This window comes from Drancourtella massiliensis, assembly GCF_016900655.1.
Lineage (GTDB): Bacteria > Bacillota > Clostridia > Lachnospirales > Lachnospiraceae > Sellimonas > Sellimonas catena.
The window spans coordinates 190,497-210,013 of the sequence record NZ_JACJKH010000001.1 but is presented as its reverse complement, the minus strand read 5'-3'; the positions used below and the strand labels follow the sequence as shown (position 1 = coordinate 210,013).

At 46.5% G+C, this 19,517-nt stretch carries 21 protein-coding genes; 15 read left to right on the top strand and 6 right to left on the bottom strand.

Annotated elements, in window-relative coordinates; all coding sequences use genetic code 11:
- Positions 1–18: 18 nt before the first annotated feature.
- Genes H6A32_RS01005 through H6A32_RS00995 form a run of 3 tightly spaced genes read left to right on the top strand, consistent with a single transcriptional unit; the run spans position 19 to position 2,020 of the window.
- Positions 19–474, top strand: coding sequence for a type IV pilus modification PilV family protein (locus tag H6A32_RS01005; RefSeq protein WP_087254757.1), 456 nt, complete (start codon positions 19–21; stop codon positions 472–474).
- Positions 464–961, top strand: coding sequence for a hypothetical protein (locus tag H6A32_RS01000; RefSeq protein WP_204863545.1), 498 nt, complete (start codon positions 464–466; stop codon positions 959–961). Before H6A32_RS01005 ends, H6A32_RS01000 begins: the two co-directional genes overlap by 11 nt.
- Before the next feature lie 3 nt (positions 962–964).
- Positions 965–2,020 carry a type IV pilus twitching motility protein PilT gene (locus H6A32_RS00995; protein WP_118635644.1) on the top strand — a complete coding sequence of 352 codons (1,056 nt, stop codon included), beginning with the start codon at positions 965–967 and terminating at the stop codon, positions 2,018–2,020.
- A gap of 55 nt (positions 2,021–2,075) precedes the next feature.
- On the opposite strand, the gene H6A32_RS00990 is transcribed toward H6A32_RS00995, so the two are convergent.
- Genes H6A32_RS00990 through H6A32_RS00980 form a run of 3 tightly spaced genes read right to left on the bottom strand, consistent with a single transcriptional unit; the run spans position 2,076 to position 6,063 of the window.
- Positions 2,076–4,577 (bottom strand): hybrid sensor histidine kinase/response regulator, encoded by a 2,502-nt coding sequence (locus tag H6A32_RS00990; RefSeq protein WP_204863544.1) that lies wholly within the window; start codon positions 4,575–4,577, stop codon positions 2,076–2,078.
- Positions 4,574–5,677: an HD-GYP domain-containing protein gene (locus tag H6A32_RS00985; protein ID WP_191426526.1), complete on the bottom strand. Its 1,104-nt coding sequence runs from the start codon at positions 5,675–5,677 to the stop codon at positions 4,574–4,576. Before H6A32_RS00985 ends, H6A32_RS00990 begins: the two co-directional genes overlap by 4 nt.
- A gap of 35 nt (positions 5,678–5,712) precedes the next feature.
- Complete coding sequence (locus H6A32_RS00980) at positions 5,713–6,063, bottom strand: Hpt domain-containing protein (protein WP_191426525.1); 351 nt, start codon at positions 6,061–6,063, stop codon at positions 5,713–5,715.
- A 166-nt stretch (positions 6,064–6,229) separates the two neighbouring features.
- On the opposite strand from H6A32_RS00980, the gene H6A32_RS00975 reads away from it, so the two are divergent.
- The 6 genes from H6A32_RS00975 (at position 6,230) to H6A32_RS00950 (ending at position 11,769) form a co-directional block, all read left to right on the top strand.
- Positions 6,230–7,414 (top strand): MerR family transcriptional regulator, encoded by a 1,185-nt coding sequence (locus tag H6A32_RS00975; protein WP_087254775.1) that lies wholly within the window; start codon positions 6,230–6,232, stop codon positions 7,412–7,414.
- 120 nt (positions 7,415–7,534) lie between these two features.
- Positions 7,535–8,431 (top strand): glucose-1-phosphate thymidylyltransferase RfbA, encoded by an 897-nt coding sequence (rfbA, locus tag H6A32_RS00970; RefSeq protein WP_087254778.1) that lies wholly within the window; start codon positions 7,535–7,537, stop codon positions 8,429–8,431.
- Positions 8,432–8,455: 24 nt separating this feature from the next.
- On the top strand, positions 8,456–9,475 hold the full coding sequence (gene rfbB, locus H6A32_RS00965) for a dTDP-glucose 4,6-dehydratase (RefSeq protein WP_087254781.1): 1,020 nt from the start codon (positions 8,456–8,458) through the stop codon (positions 9,473–9,475).
- Positions 9,476–9,511: 36 nt separating this feature from the next.
- Entirely contained in the window at positions 9,512–10,483 is a 972-nt protein-coding gene (gene rfbD / locus H6A32_RS00960) for a dTDP-4-dehydrorhamnose reductase (RefSeq protein ID WP_191426524.1), read from the top strand.
- Between the two features lie 33 nt (positions 10,484–10,516).
- Positions 10,517–11,125: a dTDP-4-dehydrorhamnose 3,5-epimerase gene (rfbC, locus tag H6A32_RS00955; protein ID WP_087169548.1), complete on the top strand. Its 609-nt coding sequence runs from the start codon at positions 10,517–10,519 to the stop codon at positions 11,123–11,125.
- A gap of 152 nt (positions 11,126–11,277) precedes the next feature.
- Entirely contained in the window at positions 11,278–11,769 is a 492-nt protein-coding gene (locus H6A32_RS00950; protein ID WP_087254784.1) for a QueT transporter family protein, read from the top strand.
- A gap of 22 nt (positions 11,770–11,791) precedes the next feature.
- On the opposite strand, the gene H6A32_RS00945 is transcribed toward H6A32_RS00950, so the two are convergent.
- The gene (locus tag H6A32_RS00945) at positions 11,792–12,379 is read right to left on the bottom strand and encodes a VanZ family protein (RefSeq protein ID WP_191426521.1); all 588 of its coding nucleotides are present in this window, start codon (positions 12,377–12,379) and stop codon (positions 11,792–11,794) included.
- 264 nt (positions 12,380–12,643) lie between these two features.
- On the opposite strand from H6A32_RS00945, the gene H6A32_RS00940 reads away from it, so the two are divergent.
- Positions 12,644–14,770 (top strand): CocE/NonD family hydrolase, encoded by a 2,127-nt coding sequence (locus H6A32_RS00940; RefSeq protein ID WP_204863543.1) that lies wholly within the window; start codon positions 12,644–12,646, stop codon positions 14,768–14,770.
- 127 nt (positions 14,771–14,897) lie between these two features.
- Here the strand turns inward: H6A32_RS00940 and H6A32_RS00935 are convergent, their stop codons facing one another.
- Positions 14,898–16,568 (bottom strand): SWIM zinc finger family protein, encoded by a 1,671-nt coding sequence (locus tag H6A32_RS00935; RefSeq protein ID WP_204863542.1) that lies wholly within the window; start codon positions 16,566–16,568, stop codon positions 14,898–14,900.
- Positions 16,569–16,597: 29 nt separating this feature from the next.
- Complete coding sequence (locus tag H6A32_RS00930) at positions 16,598–17,047, bottom strand: hypothetical protein (protein WP_204863541.1); 450 nt, start codon at positions 17,045–17,047, stop codon at positions 16,598–16,600.
- 389 nt (positions 17,048–17,436) lie between these two features.
- Here H6A32_RS00930 and H6A32_RS00925 point away from each other — a divergent pair, with 389 nt between their 5' ends.
- The 5 genes from H6A32_RS00925 (at position 17,437) to H6A32_RS00910 (ending at position 19,426) form a co-directional block, all read left to right on the top strand.
- Positions 17,437–18,633 carry an Rpn family recombination-promoting nuclease/putative transposase gene (locus H6A32_RS00925; protein ID WP_204863540.1) on the top strand — a complete coding sequence of 399 codons (1,197 nt, stop codon included), beginning with the start codon at positions 17,437–17,439 and terminating at the stop codon, positions 18,631–18,633.
- A 167-nt stretch (positions 18,634–18,800) separates the two neighbouring features.
- Positions 18,801–18,932 (top strand): DUF3791 domain-containing protein, encoded by a 132-nt coding sequence (locus H6A32_RS16780; RefSeq protein ID WP_334304900.1) that lies wholly within the window; start codon positions 18,801–18,803, stop codon positions 18,930–18,932.
- A complete protein-coding gene (locus tag H6A32_RS16775) occupies positions 18,929–19,081 on the top strand; it encodes a DUF3990 domain-containing protein (RefSeq protein ID WP_334304901.1) in 153 nt (50 codons plus the stop codon). Before H6A32_RS16780 ends, H6A32_RS16775 begins: the two co-directional genes overlap by 4 nt.
- Complete coding sequence (locus tag H6A32_RS16770; RefSeq protein ID WP_346342215.1) at positions 19,053–19,220, top strand: DUF3990 domain-containing protein; 168 nt, start codon at positions 19,053–19,055, stop codon at positions 19,218–19,220. The genes H6A32_RS16775 and H6A32_RS16770 overlap by 29 nt, the downstream gene beginning before the upstream one ends.
- Entirely contained in the window at positions 19,217–19,426 is a 210-nt protein-coding gene (locus H6A32_RS00910) for a DUF3791 domain-containing protein (RefSeq protein WP_204863539.1), read from the top strand. Before H6A32_RS16770 ends, H6A32_RS00910 begins: the two co-directional genes overlap by 4 nt.
- Positions 19,427–19,517 lie beyond the last annotated feature (91 nt).

Here is a 19,517-nt window from a genome sequence, read left to right as displayed (position 1 = left end):
TAAAGAAGGGAGAGTTCCATGAGTACACGAAACAGCAGCAAATCCAGCCTGTTTTTGATCGAGCTGATTATCGCGATCTTGTTTTTTTCGATTGGAAGCGCCGTCTGTGTGCGGGCGTTTGTGAAAGCCCATTCCCTCAGCACGGAAGCAAAGGACTTGAGCTTTGCGTCTGCCCAGGTTTCCAGCATGGCTTCTGTACTGAAATATACTGACAGATCTTATGCTTCGATCCGCGAACACTTCCCTGACGCAGCAAAAAGCGGCGATGATTTCCTTGTCTTCTACGATGAAGAGGGAACTTCCTGCCCAGAGAAGGATGCGGTCTTTACGCTGCATGCAGAAACGTCCGAAGAATCCGGCATGATTCATGCGCATATCTACATGGAGCGCGCAGGAGCGGATCCGCTCTACGAACTGGAGCTCCGCTTCGTTCCACAGTCGGACGGAAAGGAGGCACCGGAAGATGAATCCTAGAAGAAAGAATTTTTTGAGTACAGGGACGACCTCGATTGTACTGATCTTCGTCCTGCTGTGTCTTCTGACCTTTTCGGTGCTTTCTGTTGTCAGCGCCAGAGCGTATCTGAATCTCAGCACCAAAAGCGCGGACAGGACGACCGAATACTATGAGGCGGAAAATGAGGCTAATGATATTCTGCTTACTGTCAGAAATTCGCTTGCTTCCCACGCAGGCTCCCCGGATTTTCTTTCCGAAGTCCGGTCCGATCTGGAGGGGAATAGCGGGATCACATTTTCTGAGGAGAATGCCCTCTCCTATCATGTTCCCATCAATGAAAACCAGCAGCTTTTCGTCTCTTTGACACTGTCTGCCGAGCCGCAGGAAAACGGGGACTATTACCAGATTGAAGCATGGAAAGTGGAAAATACACACGAATGGAACAACGATACGTCAGTACCGGTTCTGAACAGTGATACAATGGATGAGTTGTTTTCGGAGGAATAGCGTATGAATGCACTTGAATTTTTAACAAAAACGACACAGGAAGGAGCGTCCGACCTCTTTATCGTGGCCGGGCGCCCGCTTTCCTATAAAAAGAACGGCAAGCTGATTCAGGCGGATGAAGAACGGATGATGCCTGATCAGTGCGAAGCCTTTGTGAGGGAAATTTATGATCTCGCCGGACACAGGGATATTTCCCGTTTTCTCGCCTGTGGGGATGATGATTTTTCCTTTGCGGTGCAGGGCCTGTCCCGGTATCGTGTCAGTACATACCGTCAGCGTGGTTCTCTGTCCGCTGTAATCCGGGTCATCACTTTTGAACTTCCGAACCCGGATGCTCTCGGAATTCCGGAGTCCATCATCCGCCTGTCCGATATGAAAAAAGGACTGGTGCTTGTGACCGGACCGGCAGGAAGCGGAAAATCCACCACCCTTGCCTGTATCATCGATGAAATCAACCGGACGCAGGAAAAGCATATCATCACTCTGGAGGATCCGCTGGAATTTCTCCACCGGCATAAGAAAAGCATCGTAAGTCAGCGTGAGATCAGCTCCGATACGGAAAGCTATCTTACCGCTCTTCGGGCCTCCCTGCGGCAGAGCCCGGACGTCATCCTGCTTGGAGAAATGCGGGACTTTGAGACGATTTCCGTTGCCATGACAGCAGCCGAAACCGGACATCTTGTCCTTTCCACCCTGCATACTCTGGGTGCGGCCAACACCATCGACCGGATCATCGATGTCTTCCCGCCAAACCAGCAGCGTCAGATCTCGGTGCAGCTTTCCTCGGTGCTTCAGGCAGTTGTATCGCAGCAGCTCATTCCGGCAAAGGACGAGACACTGGTTCCTGCTTTTGAGCTGATGACTACCACTCCTGCCATCCGTAATATGATCCGGGAGAACAAGATCCATCAGATTGACGGTCTGATCTACTCTTCCGCCGGAAAAGATATGCTTTCCATGGATAACAGCATTCTGGCACTTTACAAATCCGGGAAGATATCGGAGACCGAAGCACTTTCCCACGCATCCAATCCGGAAATGTTAAAACGTAAACTGTAAGCCTGTTCAAAAAAAAGGGACGGAAGATCATCTCTTCCGCCCCTATATTTTTGCCTTATTTCAGTAATTTTGCAATGGTCTTTTTCAGCACATCAAAGTCGATCGGCTTGGAAATGTGCGCGTTCATGCCCGCTTTCTGCGTCAGTGCAATATCTTCCGTAAAAGCGTTGGCTGTCGCAGCGATGATCGGGATCGTCTTTGCGTCCGGACGATTCAGACGCCGGATCTGTCTGGCAGCCTCACATCCGTCCATCACAGGCATCTTCATATCCATAACGATCAGAGCATACTCGTTTTCTTCGCTCTCCCGGAACAGATCCAGTGCTTCCTTTCCGTTCCATGCCTGCTCCACTTCGAAGCCGAACATCCGGAGAATCTCAACACCGATTTCCATATTGATCTCATTGTCCTCGGCAATCAGCACCTTCCTTCCGTTTCCGTCCAGTTCCTCCACGCTGTCTGTTGTGTCCTCCCCGCTTTGTTCCGTGTTGCCGGATGCATCTGTGTTACAGATTTCCAGCGGGAGCATCACTGTAAATGTCGTTCCGTTTCCCAGACTGCTCGTCACCTCAATCGTTCCCTGCATTTTGATGACCAGGTCATGCACGATCGGCATCCCAAGTCCGGTTCCCGCAACCTTTGCTGCCCCGAATTTGGTTTCCCGCTCAAAAGGGATGAAAATCTTTTTCAGGAAATCCCGGCTCATGCCTGCGCCGTCATCTTCCACAATAATCTGGTATTTTCCAAATTTACTGTTGGAGTCTTTCTGCTCTGTCACCTGAAGCCGGATCTTTCCATTTTCCTCCGTAAACTTGAACGCATTGGAAAGCAGATTGTCCAGAATCTGCTGAATCCTGCTCCAGTCACTGTTGACCCATTCGTCATCCACATGAATCAGAACATCGAACTGCTTCTGTTTGTCCGTAATCTGTGTCTGATAGACAAAAACAAGCTCTTCCATATTTTCCCGGATATTAAAATTCTGATTGCGGATTTCCAGTTTCCCCTGCTCCATCTTCGACAGTTCAAGAATATCGTTGATCAATGTCAGCAGCTGGTTACTGAGTCCCTGAATCTTGCGGAATGTATCTTTGGTCCGTTCCGGATCCTCCAGATTTGACATGGCAAGATTGGTCAGACCAATGATACCGTTCAGCGGCGTTCTCATGTCATGGGACATATTGGAGAAAAAAATGTTTTTGGACTTTGCCATCTGATCCACCGAATCCAGAGATTCCTGCATGAATTCCATGCGGGAAAGCTCCTGCTTCTTCGTATTATCGATATCCTTAAAGCAAAGTACAACCGAATCCTGCTGCAGCGATTCATCATACAGCATCTGCACATGAACCCAGCGGTACTCCTGATTGAACATTCTTTTAAAGTCTCCGCCGAAATCCCTGACTCTTTGCCGGGTGAGCTCAAACATATTGTCCCGTGCAAACGCCTCCCTGAACTGCTGGTACGTATCATCTTCCACAATCTCTTTGAGAATATCCAGCAGTGCATCATAGCTGCCCTTCTGGGGCAGACGCTCTCTGACATAATCCGACCCTTTCAACATAAAGTACTGGTTTTGGTTCAGATCAATCATGTAAAGCGCATAATAGGAATTCCCCAGCACCCGTACAATATCATTGTAAAGTCTGGCTTTTTTATTCGCCCGGTATTCCAGCAGAAGGAACGCAATGAGAAGAATGATAAAAAACATCATTACAAGAAGAAACATTCCCCAGGATTCCTTCAGCGGCTCCAGGAGCTGATCAAAGGGGATGGTAATGACGGAATACCAGCCATTGTCCAGCTCAAAATAGTAAACTCCCCGTTGCTTTCCATCCATCCCTTCAATCGGAGAATCATAGGAGGCATGCTTGCCGGCCTTGATATCATGGAAAAATCCAAGATATCGATTCTGAATTTCTTCCTTAGAAAGATCTTTTCTCGTTACATGCCAGTTCAGCAGTGTTCCTTCCCCGTCTGAAAGAAAATAATGGCTCTGATCCGGAAGATCTTCCAGAATACTGTCGGCCATGTTCTCCGGATACAAGTCCGCCGCCACAACATTTTCTGTTCCTTCAATCCGTTTTGCAAGTGTCACAACCTCTGTCTTGAGTCTGACATCCTCGTACACATCGGTATAATAAATCCCGTCTGTCCGGAGCGCTCCCTGATACCAGTCCGTCTCTTCCACATGGTAGGATACGTCGTCTTCCCATGGTGTTGCCGCTGCAATCTCTCCGTCAATGTAACTGTAGATTTCAAGTCCTGTCAGGTTCATGGTCTCATCTGCCATATTAAGGAAGTTTTTCATAAACTGTTCTGTATCCACAATGGTATTGCCGGGCCTTAGCTGGTACTCCAGCAGATTCAGCAGATATTCATACTGCTCTGTATACATTTCCTCTTTCGCCCCGTATTTGGACGCGACCTCTGCCCCCATCGACTGTCCACTCTTCAAAAGCGTATCCCTCATCTGCGTAACACTGAACGGAAACACTACAGCCGCTATGATAATACATAAAATCAGCGACCAGTATATTTTCTTTTTCTTTTTCATGACGTTCCTCCTGAAGGGAGTTCTCCCATATCCCGGACGATCTCTTTCAGGCACGCTGTCAGATCCGGATTAAACGCTCCACACTCGCCGTTTTCTATCATGGAAAACGCCTTTTCCACTGAGAATGCCGGCTTGTATACCCGTTTGTTGGTTAAAGCGTCAAAGACATCCGCAATCGCCACTACCTGAGACCAGACAGCTGTCTCTTCTCCTTTCAGTCCATCCGGGTATCCCCTGCCGTCCCATCTCTCATGATGATGCCGGCAGATGTCATAAGCGTACCGGTAAAGCGGATTCGCATGATATTTTGGAATCTGCTGTAAGATTTCACAGCCTTTGAGTGTATGCTGTTTCATTACCTCAAACTCTTCCTTTGTCAGTTTTCCCGGCTTGTTCAAAATCTGATCCGGGATCGCAATCTTCCCGACATCATGCATGATCGCTGCAGCGGAAATCATTTCAATCTCTTCTTCTTCAAACTGATATTTTTCCGGATTCATCCGGCACAACTCCCGTAAAAAGAGACCCGTCAGTTCCTTGATCCGCTTTACGTGGGCGCCGGATTCACCACTTCTGAACTCGATAGCCGTAGAAAGAGTCTCGATGATCGCGTTATTCAGTTCGTAAATCTCAAGTTCCTGAGCGAGAAGCTGCTGATGCTGGAGATCAACCGTATTGCTCAGACGCTTTCTTGCGCGAAACAGTTCCACAACGCTTTCCACGCGCTTTTTTACAAAGTACGGAACAATCGGCTTTTCAATAATGTCCATTGCTCCCAGCTGATATCCCCGCTGCATGTTCTGCTCCGAAGTGTCCGCTGTAATCAGAAAAACCGGAATCGTCTCCGTCAGTCCTTCGCGGTTCAGAATTTCAAGCAGGGCCAGTCCATCCATCTTCGGCATGACAATATCCAGAAGAACCGCCGAGATACTTCCGGGATTCCGTCGGATCAGCGCAAGCGCTTCTTCTCCGTTTTCTGCCTCCAGTATTTCATCCCGTCCTTTGAATGTCTCACACAAAATCATGCGGTTGATCTCATTATCATCTACAATGAGCACCGCTGACTTTTCCTCGTCAAACCCGTCTTCCCGCATGTTCATATCCTCACCAGTCCTCTCTTCTCATTTCTGATCCGCTATTCCATTCTGCGCAATGCCGCAAGTATCCGCTCATATCTGGCTTCACACTCTGCAAACAGTGCTTCCGTTTCTTCCGGCCGGCCTTCCCGCACGGCACAGACTATCTCATGGCTCTTTTCACTTAAAATATCCAGTCCCAGATTGGCCGCGGTTCCTTTGAGTGTGTGCGCTTTTGTCTCGATTGCTTTCAGATCCTCTGCCTTTACCGCCTCTTTGAGTTCCTGAAAGGTAGGATCGTCTATGAATTTTTTCAGGAGCCGCCCGTACAGTGCCTCCATTCCATTCAGCCGTCCAAGTGCTGCCTGTAAATTACATCCTGTCTCTTCTGAAAGTTTTTGAATATCCATCTTTTTTCGTCCTTTTCCATTTAGTCTTTTATAGTGTAACACATCTTTCCTCCGGAAGAAAGCCTTCTTCCTCCTCCTTCTTTCTGCCGCAGTAACGTTCTGGAAATTCACGATTGCTCTGCCCTGCATTTTTCCTTATAATGAAGGTACGAAAGGAGCCCGTCTCATGAAAAAAGAAGGTTATTACTCGACCGGTGAGCTGATGAAGCTTGCACACATTACGAAAAAAACCATCCGGTATTACGATGAACATAATATATTGAAACCATCCTATGTCGATCCTGCTACCAGAACCAGATTCTATACGGACGACGATCTGGCACGCCTGCAGCAGATTCTGCTTTTAAAGGCTCTGGGATTTTCTCTGTCTGATATTATGGAAATGACGATCAACGCTTCCGATACACACTTTATGATGGATTCTTTGAATCTGCAGAAAAAGCTTGTGGAGGACCGCATCGAACAGCTGCAGATCGTAGCCCGCACCATTCAGGAAACAACCCAGCTGATCTCAGACCATAAAACGGTCAACTGGAGCAACATGCTGAGTCTGATCCATGATCTCGGTATGGAAACCAGCATGAAAAATCAGTACCAGAATGCCTCCAATATTTCCGCCCGGATTCACCTCCATACACGTTACGCGCACAACCGACAGAGCTGGTTCTCCTGGATCCGTGAGACGGCACCGTTTTCTGCCGGTATCCGGGTACTGGAAGTCGGATGCGGGGACGGCACATTCTGGAAAGAAAATCTGGACACCCTTCCGGATAATCTGGTTGTCGTCTTATCCGATATCTCAAACGGGATGCTTCGTGACGCAAGGCGTACACTGGGAGCTGACTCCTCCCGCTTTTCTTTCCGGACCTTTGACTGTGAGACAATTCCCTATGGGGACGAAAGTTTTGATCTGGTCATCGCAAACCATGTTCTTTTTTACTGCGATGACATCTCCGCCGCATGCGCGGAAATTGCAAGGGTGCTGAAACCCGGCGGCACCTTTTTGTGCAGTACCTATGGTCAGGAACATATGAAGGAAATCTCTCAGCTTGTTTCCTCCTTTGACGACCGGATCGTCCTTTCTTCCACCAAACTGTACGACCGGTTCGGAAAAGAAAATGGAAGAGACATTCTTTCCCCTTATTTTTCCCGGATCACATGGAAACAATACGAGGACTTTCTGACCGTGCCGGACCCGGAGCCTTTGATCTCCTATATTCTGTCCTGCCACGGCAACCAGAACCAGTACATTCTGGAACGTTATAAGGAATTTTCAGCCTTTGTCAAAAAGCAGACAGACCCTTCTTTTCATGTCACGAAAGATGCCGGCTGCTTCCTGTGTGTCAAATAAATTTCAGTTTTTTTCAAAAAAGGCTTGCAGGTGCCCCAGGGGCACCTGTTATGATAGGAACAACAGGAAAGAATAAGACTGAAAAAAGATAAAATCATGTAACGATCAAAGGAGGTTCATATGAAAGGAATCATTCTTGCAGGCGGCTCCGGAACCCGCCTCTACCCACTGACCATGGTCACATCCAAACAGCTGCTTCCGATTTACGACAAGCCGATGATCTACTATCCGTTGTCTGTTCTGATGAATGCAGGAATCCGGGATATCCTGATCATCTCCACACCGCAGGACACACCGCGGTTTGAGGAGCTTTTAAAGGACGGAAGCCAGTTCGGAATCCAGCTGTCCTACGCAGTACAGCCAAGCCCGGACGGACTTGCCCAGGCATTTATCATCGGAGCGGATTTCATCGGTGACGATTCCGTTGCCATGGTGCTCGGAGACAATATTTTCGCAGGACACGGACTGAAGAAACGTCTGAAAGCTGCCGTAGAAAATGCAGAATCCGGAAACGGCGCTACTGTTTTCGGTTACTATGTAGATGATCCGGAGCGCTTCGGTATCGTTGAATTCGACTCTGAGGGCAAGGCTGTTTCTATTGAAGAAAAGCCGGAACATCCGAAGAGCAACTACTGCGTGACAGGACTTTACTTCTACGACAATCATGTTGTCGAATACGCGAAGAACTTAAAGCCGAGTGCCAGAGGAGAGCTGGAAATCACAGATCTGAACCGGATCTATCTGGAAAAAGGTGCTCTGAATGTAGAGCTTCTGGGACAGGGATTCACCTGGCTGGATACCGGAACCCACGAAAGTCTCGTAGATGCTACCAACTTTGTGAAAACCATGGAAACACACCAGCACCGTAAAATTGCCTGCCTCGAGGAGATTGCATATCTGAACAACTGGATTTCCAAAGAGGATGTGCTGAAAGTCTACGAAGTATTAAAGAAAAATCAGTACGGCCAGTATTTAAAAGACGTACTGGATGGAAAATATCTGGACGCACTGCGTTAGAATGGATTTCAGGAGGAAAAGAAAATGAATATTATCGTAACCGGAGGAGCCGGTTTCATCGGTTCCAACTTTATTTTTCACATGTTAAACAAATACCCGGACTACCGGATCATCTGCCTGGACTGCCTGACCTATGCGGGTAATCTTTCCACTCTTGCCCCGGTCATGGACAATCCGAATTTCCGCTTCGTCAAGGAAAGCATCACAGACCGTGAAGCAGTGTACCGTCTCTTCGAGGAAGAGCACCCGGATATCGTGGTCAACTTCGCTGCTGAAAGCCATGTAGACCGTTCCATCGAAAATCCGCAGGTTTTCCTTGAGACAAACATCATCGGTACTTCCGTCCTGATGGACGCCTGCCGCAAATACGGTATTCAGAGATATCACCAGGTATCCACAGACGAAGTTTACGGCGACCTTCCGCTTGACAGACCGGATCTGTTCTTCACCGAAGAGACTCCGATTCACACAAGCAGCCCGTACAGCTCCTCCAAGGCAGCTGCCGACCTTCTCGTGCTTGCATACTACCGCACTTACGGACTTCCGGTGACGATCAGCCGCTGCTCCAACAACTACGGGCCGTACCATTTCCCGGAGAAGCTTATCCCGCTGATGATTATCAACGCGCTGCATGACAAGCCGCTTCCGGTTTACGGAGAAGGAATCAATGTCCGCGACTGGCTCTATGTGGAGGATCACTGCAAAGCCATTGATCTCATCATCCACAAAGGACGTGTCGGAGAAGTTTACAATGTCGGCGGACACAATGAAATGAAAAACATCGATATTGTAAAAATCATCTGTAAAGCACTTGGCAAACCGGAAAGCCTGATCACACATGTGACAGACCGCAAGGGCCATGATATGCGCTACGCGATCGATCCGACAAAGATTCACGAAGAGCTTGGATGGCTTCCGGAAACAAAATTCGAGGATGGAATCCAGAAGACAATCCAGTGGTATCTGGACAACCAGGACTGGTGGGAAACGATTGTTTCCGGTGAATACCAGAACTACTATGAGGAAATGTACGGAAACCGTTAGGCTGCCGTCAGAAACATCAGGAAGGAGTCAGTCATCATGAAAGTATTTGTAACCGGTGTGGCCGGCCAGCTCGGCCATGATGTCATCAACGAACTGACAGAACGTACCAGTAACCAGGCAGGAAATTACACCTGCACCGGTTCTGACCTTGCCCCGGAGTACAGCGGAGCTCAGGACGGTACCGCTGTCACAAAAGCACCGTATGTCTCTTTGGATATCACCGATGAAGCGGCGGTAGAACGCGTCCTTCTTCAGGAATCTCCGGATGTGGTCGTGCACTGCGCGGCATGGACTGCCGTGGACCTTGCGGAAGATATGGAAGAAAAAGTGCGTCAGGTCAATACCGTCGGAACGGAAAATATTGTCAAAGCGGTAAAGAAACTCGATGCCTCCAGACCGGAAGGCTGTAAGATGGTTTATCTGTCCACGGACTATGTCTTTGACGGACAGGGGACAACCCCGTGGGAGGCGGACTGTAAAGATTATGCTCCGCTTAATATCTACGGAAAGACCAAGCTCGAAGGAGAACTTGCAGTATCCGGACAGCTGGAAAAATATTTCATTGTCCGCATTGCATGGGTATTCGGACAAAACGGAAAGAACTTTATCAAGACAATGCTCAATGTCGGCAAATCACACGACAAACTTACAGTAGTCAACGATCAGATCGGAACACCGACCTACACTTACGATCTTGCGAAACTTCTGGCAGACATGATCGAAACAGACAAATATGGCTATTATCATGCAACCAACGAGGGCGGATATATCAGCTGGTATGATTTTGCTGTGGAAATCTTCCGCCAGGCAGCTGAACTTGGTCATCCGGAATACGATGCAGAGCATCTCACCGTACTTCCTGTTACCACGGAGGAATACGGCGTATCCAAAGCAAGCAGACCGTTTAACAGCCGCCTGGATAAATCCAAGCTGGTTCAGAACGGATTTACACCGCTGCCGGACTGGAAAGATGCTCTTCACCGCTATCTGACCGAACTGGAATTTTAATAACAGAAACGTTGCGAAAGGAGATCGATTGAAATGGGACAGATCACAGTAGAAAAAAATGTCGGCGGAATCGAAGGTCTCTGTGTCATCACACCGGCCGTACATGGCGATAACCGCGGATATTTTATGGAAACCTATAATCAGAATGATATGGAAGAAGCCGGCCTGCATCTGAATTTTGTACAGGACAACCAGTCCAGCTCCACAAAAGGCGTTCTGCGCGGCCTGCACTTCCAGAAACAGTTCCCTCAGGGAAAACTTGTCCGCGTCATCAAAGGCTCCGTCTTTGATGTGGCTGTGGATTTAAGAAAAGACTCCCAAACATACGGAAAATGGTACGGAGTCGAATTGACCGAAGAAAACAAGAAACAGTTTTATGTACCGGAAGGCTTTGCACACGGATATCTTGTCCTGTCCGACAGTGCCGAATTCTGCTACAAATGTACAGATTTCTATCATCCGGGCGATGACGGCGGACTGGCATGGAACGATCCGGAAATCGGCATTGAATGGCCGGAAGTGACCGGAACTTATCCGGGAAGCGGAGCCTGCGCGGGATATACTCTCTCCGATGGTACACCGCTGAATATTAATGAAAGAGACCAGAACTGGCCGGGCATCAAAGACGCATTCCAGTTCTAAGTCCATTTGAAGCTTTTTAGAAAACCAGGCACCTGCCGCAGACCGGGAGCGGACTGCTCTCCTGCGATAGTGTACCTGGTTTTTCTTGTCTTTTCAGACCGGTCATGCTATACTACAGATTTGATACTGCAACACAATACTGGAGGAATCTTATGAGACACAAGAAAACACGACTGATTGCCCACGCGGCCATGATCGCCGCGATTTATGTCATACTGACCTGGCTCTTTGCCCCTTTCGGATTCGGCGAAGTCCAGATCCGCATCTCGGAAGCACTTACTATCCTGCCGGCCTTCACACCGGCTGCGGTGCCGGGCCTTTTTATCGGATGCCTGATCGGAAATATTCTCTCAGGCGCGATCCTGCCGGATATTATTTTCGGAAGCCTCGCCACGCTGATCGGAGCAGTCCTCGTCTACCGGATGCGTAACTGTAATCCTCTGCTCCTTCCAATTGCGCCGGTCCTGTCCAATACCGTGATCGTGCCGCTGATTCTATATTATGGATATGGCGTCCATCTGCCGATCCCGGTTTTAATGATCTCCATCGCGGCAGGAGAAATCGTCAGCTGCGGCGTTCTTGGCATGATCCTCTACCGCGCACTCTCCCGCTATCAGAACAGTCTATTCCGCTGGGATCACTAGGCATCAGACAGCAAAGCTGTCGTTATCCGGAGTAAACCGAAGAGCTTTCCGGCCTTCTTCTCCTCTTGAAGCTCCGCAGGATGTGAAATACACACCATCCTGCCACGGCTCCCAGCACGTTGTTGAAAATATCGTCAAACTCAAAGAGTCCAAGCCTGAAAACAAGCTGGCTCATCTCAATACAGCCGCTCACCGCCAGGGAGGACAGCAGAACCGCCCAGAACGGACATCTCCGCAGCGCATCCGTCAAAATGAATCCAAACGGGAAAAACAGCACGATATTATTTAAAATCTCAAGGCCGAAGGCCACACTTCCTTCGAGAATCCACTTCTTATACGACCAGAACAGCTCCAGCTCATATGTATGCGACTCTCCCTGTTCCCGGAAGAAAATCGTAAAATACGCAATCGCAACGATCTCCACCACCAGACAGATGATGGCTACCGGCTCCCGCAGGATCCGGAAAAACCGGATATTCAGCCAGTGCATAAATAAAATATATAAAAATACAAAGCATGCCAGAAATGCAACCAGATAGCGGTACTCGATCACGTACAGCTTTAAAAACCATACCGCTTTTTCAAACAAACTCTGAAACAGTTCCCACACTTTTATCCCCTCTTTCTCCGGCACTGTCTTCTCAATATAAAATCAGCGCCATATGATATTTACTAATGATATACCGATCCCCCAAAGGAATCAAGGACAAAAGAAAGAAAATTTCCTTAAATGTTTGTGAAGGAAATGTTGCCCCTTCTTTCGCATTTATCACATAACATAATATTGACTAAGTTTCACAGAAAAATTATACTATTTAGTAGAGAAAAAATAACAACATCGTTTGGTATGTTGCTGCAAAAGAGGAGGACAATCATGAAAGACAATTCTTACAGTAAAGTGCCGGTATTTGAAAACGGACTGGCACAGCCTGTTTTCCCGTTTACAGATGGAAAAACAGGAGAAAACTATGATCCTGCCACATCCGATATTGTCAGATATTGTGTGTATGTAGAATCTGATTTTGATATGGATGGAGATGGAAAGCGGGATCTGATTAAAACTCTCGTGCAGGTTCCGCGCAGTGCAGTAGAAGGCAATTACAAAGCCGCTTCTTTGTTTGAGGCACGCCCGTACTGTGCCGGTGTTCAGGAAGACGGTTACGATCATATGAAAGAGGTTGCAGAAAAAGAATACCGCAAATTCGATTTCAACGATCTGAAAAAGGAAGTTGCTCCGCGTGTTCCTACAGGTGAAATCAGCGCCATGGATCTTGCATTGAAATCAGACCCCTCCGACTGGTATTACAAGGACAAGGGAAGCACAGACAGTATGGTTTACGAAAACCTTGACAACTTCAATTATTATCTTGTCCGCGGCTTTGCGGTGATCACAAGTGCGGGACTCGGAGCGCTTGGCTCCGATGGATTTAACTATGTAGGATCTGATTACGAACGGGACGCATTTAAAGCCGTGGTAGAATGGCTGCACGGCGACCGTGTTGCCTACGCAGACCGCACCGGCACTATCATTACAAAAGCCGACTGGTCCAACGGAAACGTTGCCATGACAGGAAGATCCTACGCCGGAACCATGCCGTTCGCAGTGGCTACAACAGGCGTAGAAGGACTGAAAACCATCGTTCCTGTTGCCGGAATTTCCGACTGGTACAGCCAGCAGAACATGCAGGGCGCACAGCGTTACTGGCCAAAAGAGATGTTAAACAGCTTCCTTGCCTACTACTGCTCAAGCCGTTATCATGATGAAACACTGTCTGAAAAACAAAAAGATGACATTGCAGCATTCCACCATGAGCTGAGTCTGCAGCAGCTGAAGTGCGGATTTGATTATGATGAGGAATTCTGGGGAAGCGGAAACTACCGTCTGCATGCTGACAGGATCAAGTGCAGCGCACTGATTGTCCAGGGATTAAACGATGAAAACGTCTCCACCAAACAATTTGACATGATGGTAAAAGCCTTCCAGAAATCCGGACAGACCTTTAAGACAATCCTTCATCAGGGTCCTCACATCACACCTACCATGCCGAACAAAAACTACGGAATCCTGATTGACGGAAAATTCTATGATGACATTGTAAATGAATGGATTTCCCATTATCTGTACGGCGTGGAAAACGGCGCCGAGTCAAGGCCGGAAGTTCTCGTACAGACAAACTACGATCAGAAAAAATGGGAAACATCCGATTCCTGGGATACCGATTACAGCATGAAACTGGAAAGCGCCGGAACCGGCACATCTGTCATCGATACAGACTGGAAAGCTGCAGGAATCAGCGCTGAAAACTTCGACGATGTGATGGGAGTAAAATCCACCAATATGGGTCAGCGCTATGTGACAGATCCGTTCGAGGAGGCTGTCACGATCCAGGGCACGGTCCGCCTGAATCTGCGCGCTTCTTTAAAAGACGGAGACGCCGATGCAGACTTCCATCCGGAAAATCCAAACGACGCCGATACACTTACGATGAAACTTGGTTCTTCCAAAGTTTCCGGCAGAATGGATGACGTGGAAATTGCCGTTCTTCTCTGTGATGTCTGCGATGAAGAATTCGACAGTATTCAGACTGTAGATCCGGAAAGAAACATTATCCCGGTAGAAACTGTAAAAGAAGGCGGAATTATCAACGGCGGCGATCTTCCGGCATTTAACGAAGCCGAATTCTCGACTGTACATAAGAAATACCGTGTCATCACACGTGCCTTCGCAGATCTTTGCAATCCGGAAGCAGGTTATGAACCGGAAACCGCTGCCAACAGCATTGAGCTGAAAAAAGGCGAATATCACGACTATCATGTATATCTTTGCGCAACAAGATATACCATACAGCCGGGACACAGCCTTGCCCTTGTCATCGCAACCGAAGATCCGGTCAACTGCCTGATCCACAAGACATATTCGATTGAAATCGATAATACTTCTGTCAATGCAATTGTTCCGGTCACAGCGGAAACAAAAGACCGCACAATGACGCTGAAGTAATTAAGAGTACGGAAATGATATGATGAATTAAAAAGACAGCCTCCAATGGCCAGAAAGCAGACTGCTTTTGACCGTTGGAGGTTGTTTGCCTAGAGCTGACTCCCGCCATCTAGTATCGTTTTCTATTTCAAAGCTTCCGCAACTCGTCCATCATCGCCGGCCTTTTTCCGTAACGTCTGCGCCAGTCATCAACGATCTCTTCCACCATCTTCGAACCGCCTTTTATTTTTTTCATCGAACGGAGCAGACTTACAAGATATTGATATGTTTTCCTGTCACTCGTCCGTACTGCCATTTTCTCTACTTCTGTACGATACTTTTGCAAAATCTCTTCGGGATATTCTTTCTGAAGAATTCTGCCATATTCCTGCAGCGCATACATTCCCTCACTCTTCTTCACATAATTCAAAAGCCTGTCGTAGAGCTTTTCTTCCTTGTAGAGCCGTTCTATGTGTGCGTAAGAAGGAAGTTTTTTGAATAATTCTTCCCGTTTTGAAATCCATTCTTCTTCCGAATACAGCTTTTTTACCTCTTTAAACAGTTCCAGATTCCCCGGCGAAATCTCTGTCGCCAGTTTCCAAAGCTGCGCTTCATACTCCTGCTTCCTCCCCTGAATACGATAAATATTTTTCTTCATATATTCGTAATCGCTGACCAGCCCCCGATAATTCTGATCTAAACGAATACTGTCATCCAGCGCCTTAAGTGCCTCTTCATACTTTCTTTTTCTCATGCACTGATCAATATAATAACGTCTCACCGAAGAATTGTCCCAATATTGCCGGAAGAAGGATTCTCTCTTCTCTTTTCCACCTTTTTGATTCTTTAGCAGATTCAGATAAGGAATCACCCAGCGTCCCAATTCATAATCTCTGTCCCATGATTTCTCCTGAGAAGAAGCTTTTTGAATTTTCTGTTCCATAAACTCAATTTTCAGATGCTGATATTCCTTCTCTTTAAATTCATTCACGAAGATCTGATAAATATACTCTTCCAGATAGTCGATCATAGAGCCGTTTAAGTGAGCAGCAAACCAGTCAAACATCTCTTTCTTTTCCTGTTTGCTGACATGGTCCAAAAGTCTCATCCAGTTATCATGAATCTCTTCTGCCAGCATGGCCGTTCCACCGGCGGAATCGTCCATATCAACTTCACCAAGGGTTTCGAAAATATGGTTCATCAGACGGAACGCACACATATAATTGTTCTGATCCAGCATGTCATTGACATCATCCGCAAGCATCCGCTCCAGCTCTGAAATAAATCCGTCCGCATCATAGTAGCTGATGAAGCCTCCTCTTCCCGAATAGCGGTACGCAATCTCATCAACCTGTCTCAAATACCTCTGCATATCCGTTTCCGATATGTTCTCTCCTGCAGTCCGCCGAAAACTTAGAAGCAGATGTTCGTCCTTCATCAGAATATCTGCCAGAAAATCCGTTACGATCTCCGGATCTGTTTCCCGGATCAATGTCCGGACCGCTTCCTTTTCTTCGGATTTCTTTCCAGCCTGCTTTGTGTGGTCCGGATATAACCCCTGATTCTCCCCTTCCGTCCACTCGTACAAAACGGCCGCCATATGTTTACAGTAATTTCCATCTTCCGCATATGGACAGGAACAATACATATCTACGATCTCATCATAGTCAAAATAGATTTCCACCTGATAATTTTCTGTGCCTGCCACCTTGGCAGTCACACAGTCCTCTGAAACCTCCAGATGACTTACCGCATTACACAGATAGTAATCAAAGCCCCTGTCCAAAATCCGGGAGCTGAACAATTCTTTCCAATTCATATTTCTTCTCCTACCGTACATTCTTTTGATTAAAAAAGGAAAAACGGATTCTCTGCTTCCGAATCATTATACTGTTCACAGAGCGCCTGCCATTCCGGCATATGATTTTTGATTTCATCGCACAGAAAGTCGTAGGCTTCTGAAGCGATTTTCCCATGATCTTTCATACTCTTGTAAAATTTCTTAATACTTGCAGCTGTACTTTTGATTGACGCAGGTGTAGACCACATGCATTTGCGGATAAAGAACCAGCCAAGAAAATCATCTATTCTATAAATTCCCTCATCAAATGACAACGGTTCTTCGTATAACAGATATTCATTAATATAAAAGTCCACGTTGCTAAGATGCCGTCGAATGGTTGCTGGTTTTAAATTCGATAAATCCTCTCGAAAGACAGCCAGAAGTTCTTCATTGTCTTTCCTGATTCTTTCGTATTGTTTTTCATATTCTTCCAAGTCATATTCTATTTCTTCCATCTGTAAAATCGCCTCGTTTCTTTGGTTATCTGATATCCATATGCAAGACATCTGTTTTATGTAAGTCTAACACATTACAACGATTCGTCAAAAGCATTTTTTATAAACAACAGAGAATTTTTCAAGGGATTTTAGATAAACTGTCCTCCCTCTCTTGCATTTTACACTCAAATGTCCTATACTATCCTCACATTTATTCGCGGAAGTTTTCTCTTCTGCCTAGATGGAATAATCCGGCCGTTCGGCCAACCGTTTTCATTGTTTATTTTTCACAGGAGATTCTGAAGAACTGTTCGGAAAATGTTGAATTTCTCCCAGCTCATTGCTACAATATTCTTAAGATTCCTGTCTGTTTTTCAGGTCTCCTTCCAGTCGAAAGGAGTGCTTTTATGCAAAAAACAGACAGAACAGAGACTACTAAAAATACGACTTCACGTGACGCAGTAAAAAACACCAAGATCAAGGACAGCGGAGCAAAACTGATATTCAGAGATCCTGTCCTCTGCGCTCAGTTTCTACGAGGTTACACGGATATTGAATTGCTGAAAGATGTACAGCCGGAAGATATTGAAGATATCACAGAGCAGTTCCTTCCCCTCCTGCAGGAGGCGCGGGACTCTGATTCCGTCAAAAAAATTCATCTGAAAGGCAATTCCGATATCGATACGCTGTATGTGATTGCCCTGATTGAACATCAAACGAAAGTAGATTTTGATATGTCTTTTCGCATTCTGCGCTATATCGTCTACATTTTGACGGATTATGCGTCTGAAATGGAAAAGATCCATGAGGGCATCACATCCACCAAAGCGTTCCGATATCCGCCTGTACTGCCCATTGTATTTTATGATGGAACTGAACGCTGGACGGCTTCTCTTGATTTTAAGGATCGGACCGCTCTCTCCGATCTCCTTGGAATGCATATTCCAAGCTTTCAGTACATTGTTGTTCCTCTTTCCGAGTTCTCAAATCAGGAGCTCATTGACAAGCAGGACGAACTGTCTTTGATCATGCTGATTGATAAACTGCGCAGCTCTGCCGAATTTCATAAGCTGAAAGAAATTCCTGAAGAATATCTGGACAACATAAGCCAGAATTCTCCAGAATCACTCTTAAAGCTGATTTCCAAAATTATTGCGGCGTTTCTACATCGCCTGAATGTTCCGCAGGATGAAATTGGCGAGTTCACGGATCAGATTGAGCGGAGGGATTTTACGATGTTGTTTGAAAATTTTGAAGCATATGACGTACAGGCTGAACGAAAGAAAGCACGTGAGCTCGGAATGGCGGAAGGCCTTGCTGAAGGACGGGCTACTGGATTAGCCGAAGGACGGGCTGAAGGACGTGCTGAAGGACATGCTGAGGGACGTGCTACTGGATTGGCCGAAGGGCGGGCGGCTGGATTACTGGCCGGAAGATCGGAGTCCATTTTAGATGTGCTGGAAGATCTGGGCCCGGTCTCTTCTGAGATTAGGGAACAGATTCTATCTGAAAAGAATCTGGACACCCTGAAAATCTGGAATAAAGGTGCAGCCAAGGTGGAATCGGTGGATGAATTTGTCGAGAAATTTTTGAAGGGAAGATAGACATCGGGATCAGACGATGACAGTTCCCATTTTTAATATGAATAATGGAGGGGCAGCACCATGTTAGAAGAGGCGAAAATCACGAATACAAACCAGCTGGAATTTGCTGTATTTTGTATTGAAAACATTGCAATCAGGCTTGAAAAAACGCTGAAGAAATATATAAAATGCTAACCGAAGAAAGCAATATCCTGTCCAGCTACATCATACCAGAATATGAAATACTGCATACACAGAGCAAAGACTACATTGTTGATGATATTATCAGCTTAATGCGGGAAAGGGGTATTAAAGTATGATTTTATATCACGGTTCCTATCTGGAAATTAAATCTCCGGATTTAGAGCATTCCAGAAAGAATGTTGATTTTGGATGCGGTTTTTATCTGACTCCTATTTACGAACAGGCCGTAAAATGGTGTGAGAAATTCAAACTTCAATACCATTGAGCTTTACTTCGATCGTCTGATTGATAAAGAAGAAGCGATACGAAGATTACGTTTCGAAAAACCTAACTTGCAGCTTTGTTTCCGGACCCAGAAAGCCTTGGAATCTTATTTGCGCTTTGAAGGGAGTGAACAAATTTGACGGCAAATCCTGTTTTACTACAAAAAAAATACACAAGAATTATCGAGTGTTTTGATGAAAAAGAAAAACTTTCTTTAGATGATGCCCTATGCTTGTTTTACCACTCAAAGATTTACCGATTAATCAGCGAAGGAGTATCTGACCTGCACTGTATGAGTGATGAGTATCTGGCAGAAGAACTTGTGGATGAGTATAAAGAAAAATGATGTGGAATTGGTGGCAATCTTGACACTATCACCATATTGCCAAGAAGTTTTGGAGTGGCAGAAAGATGCCCAAAAAATGATCCCGTACATT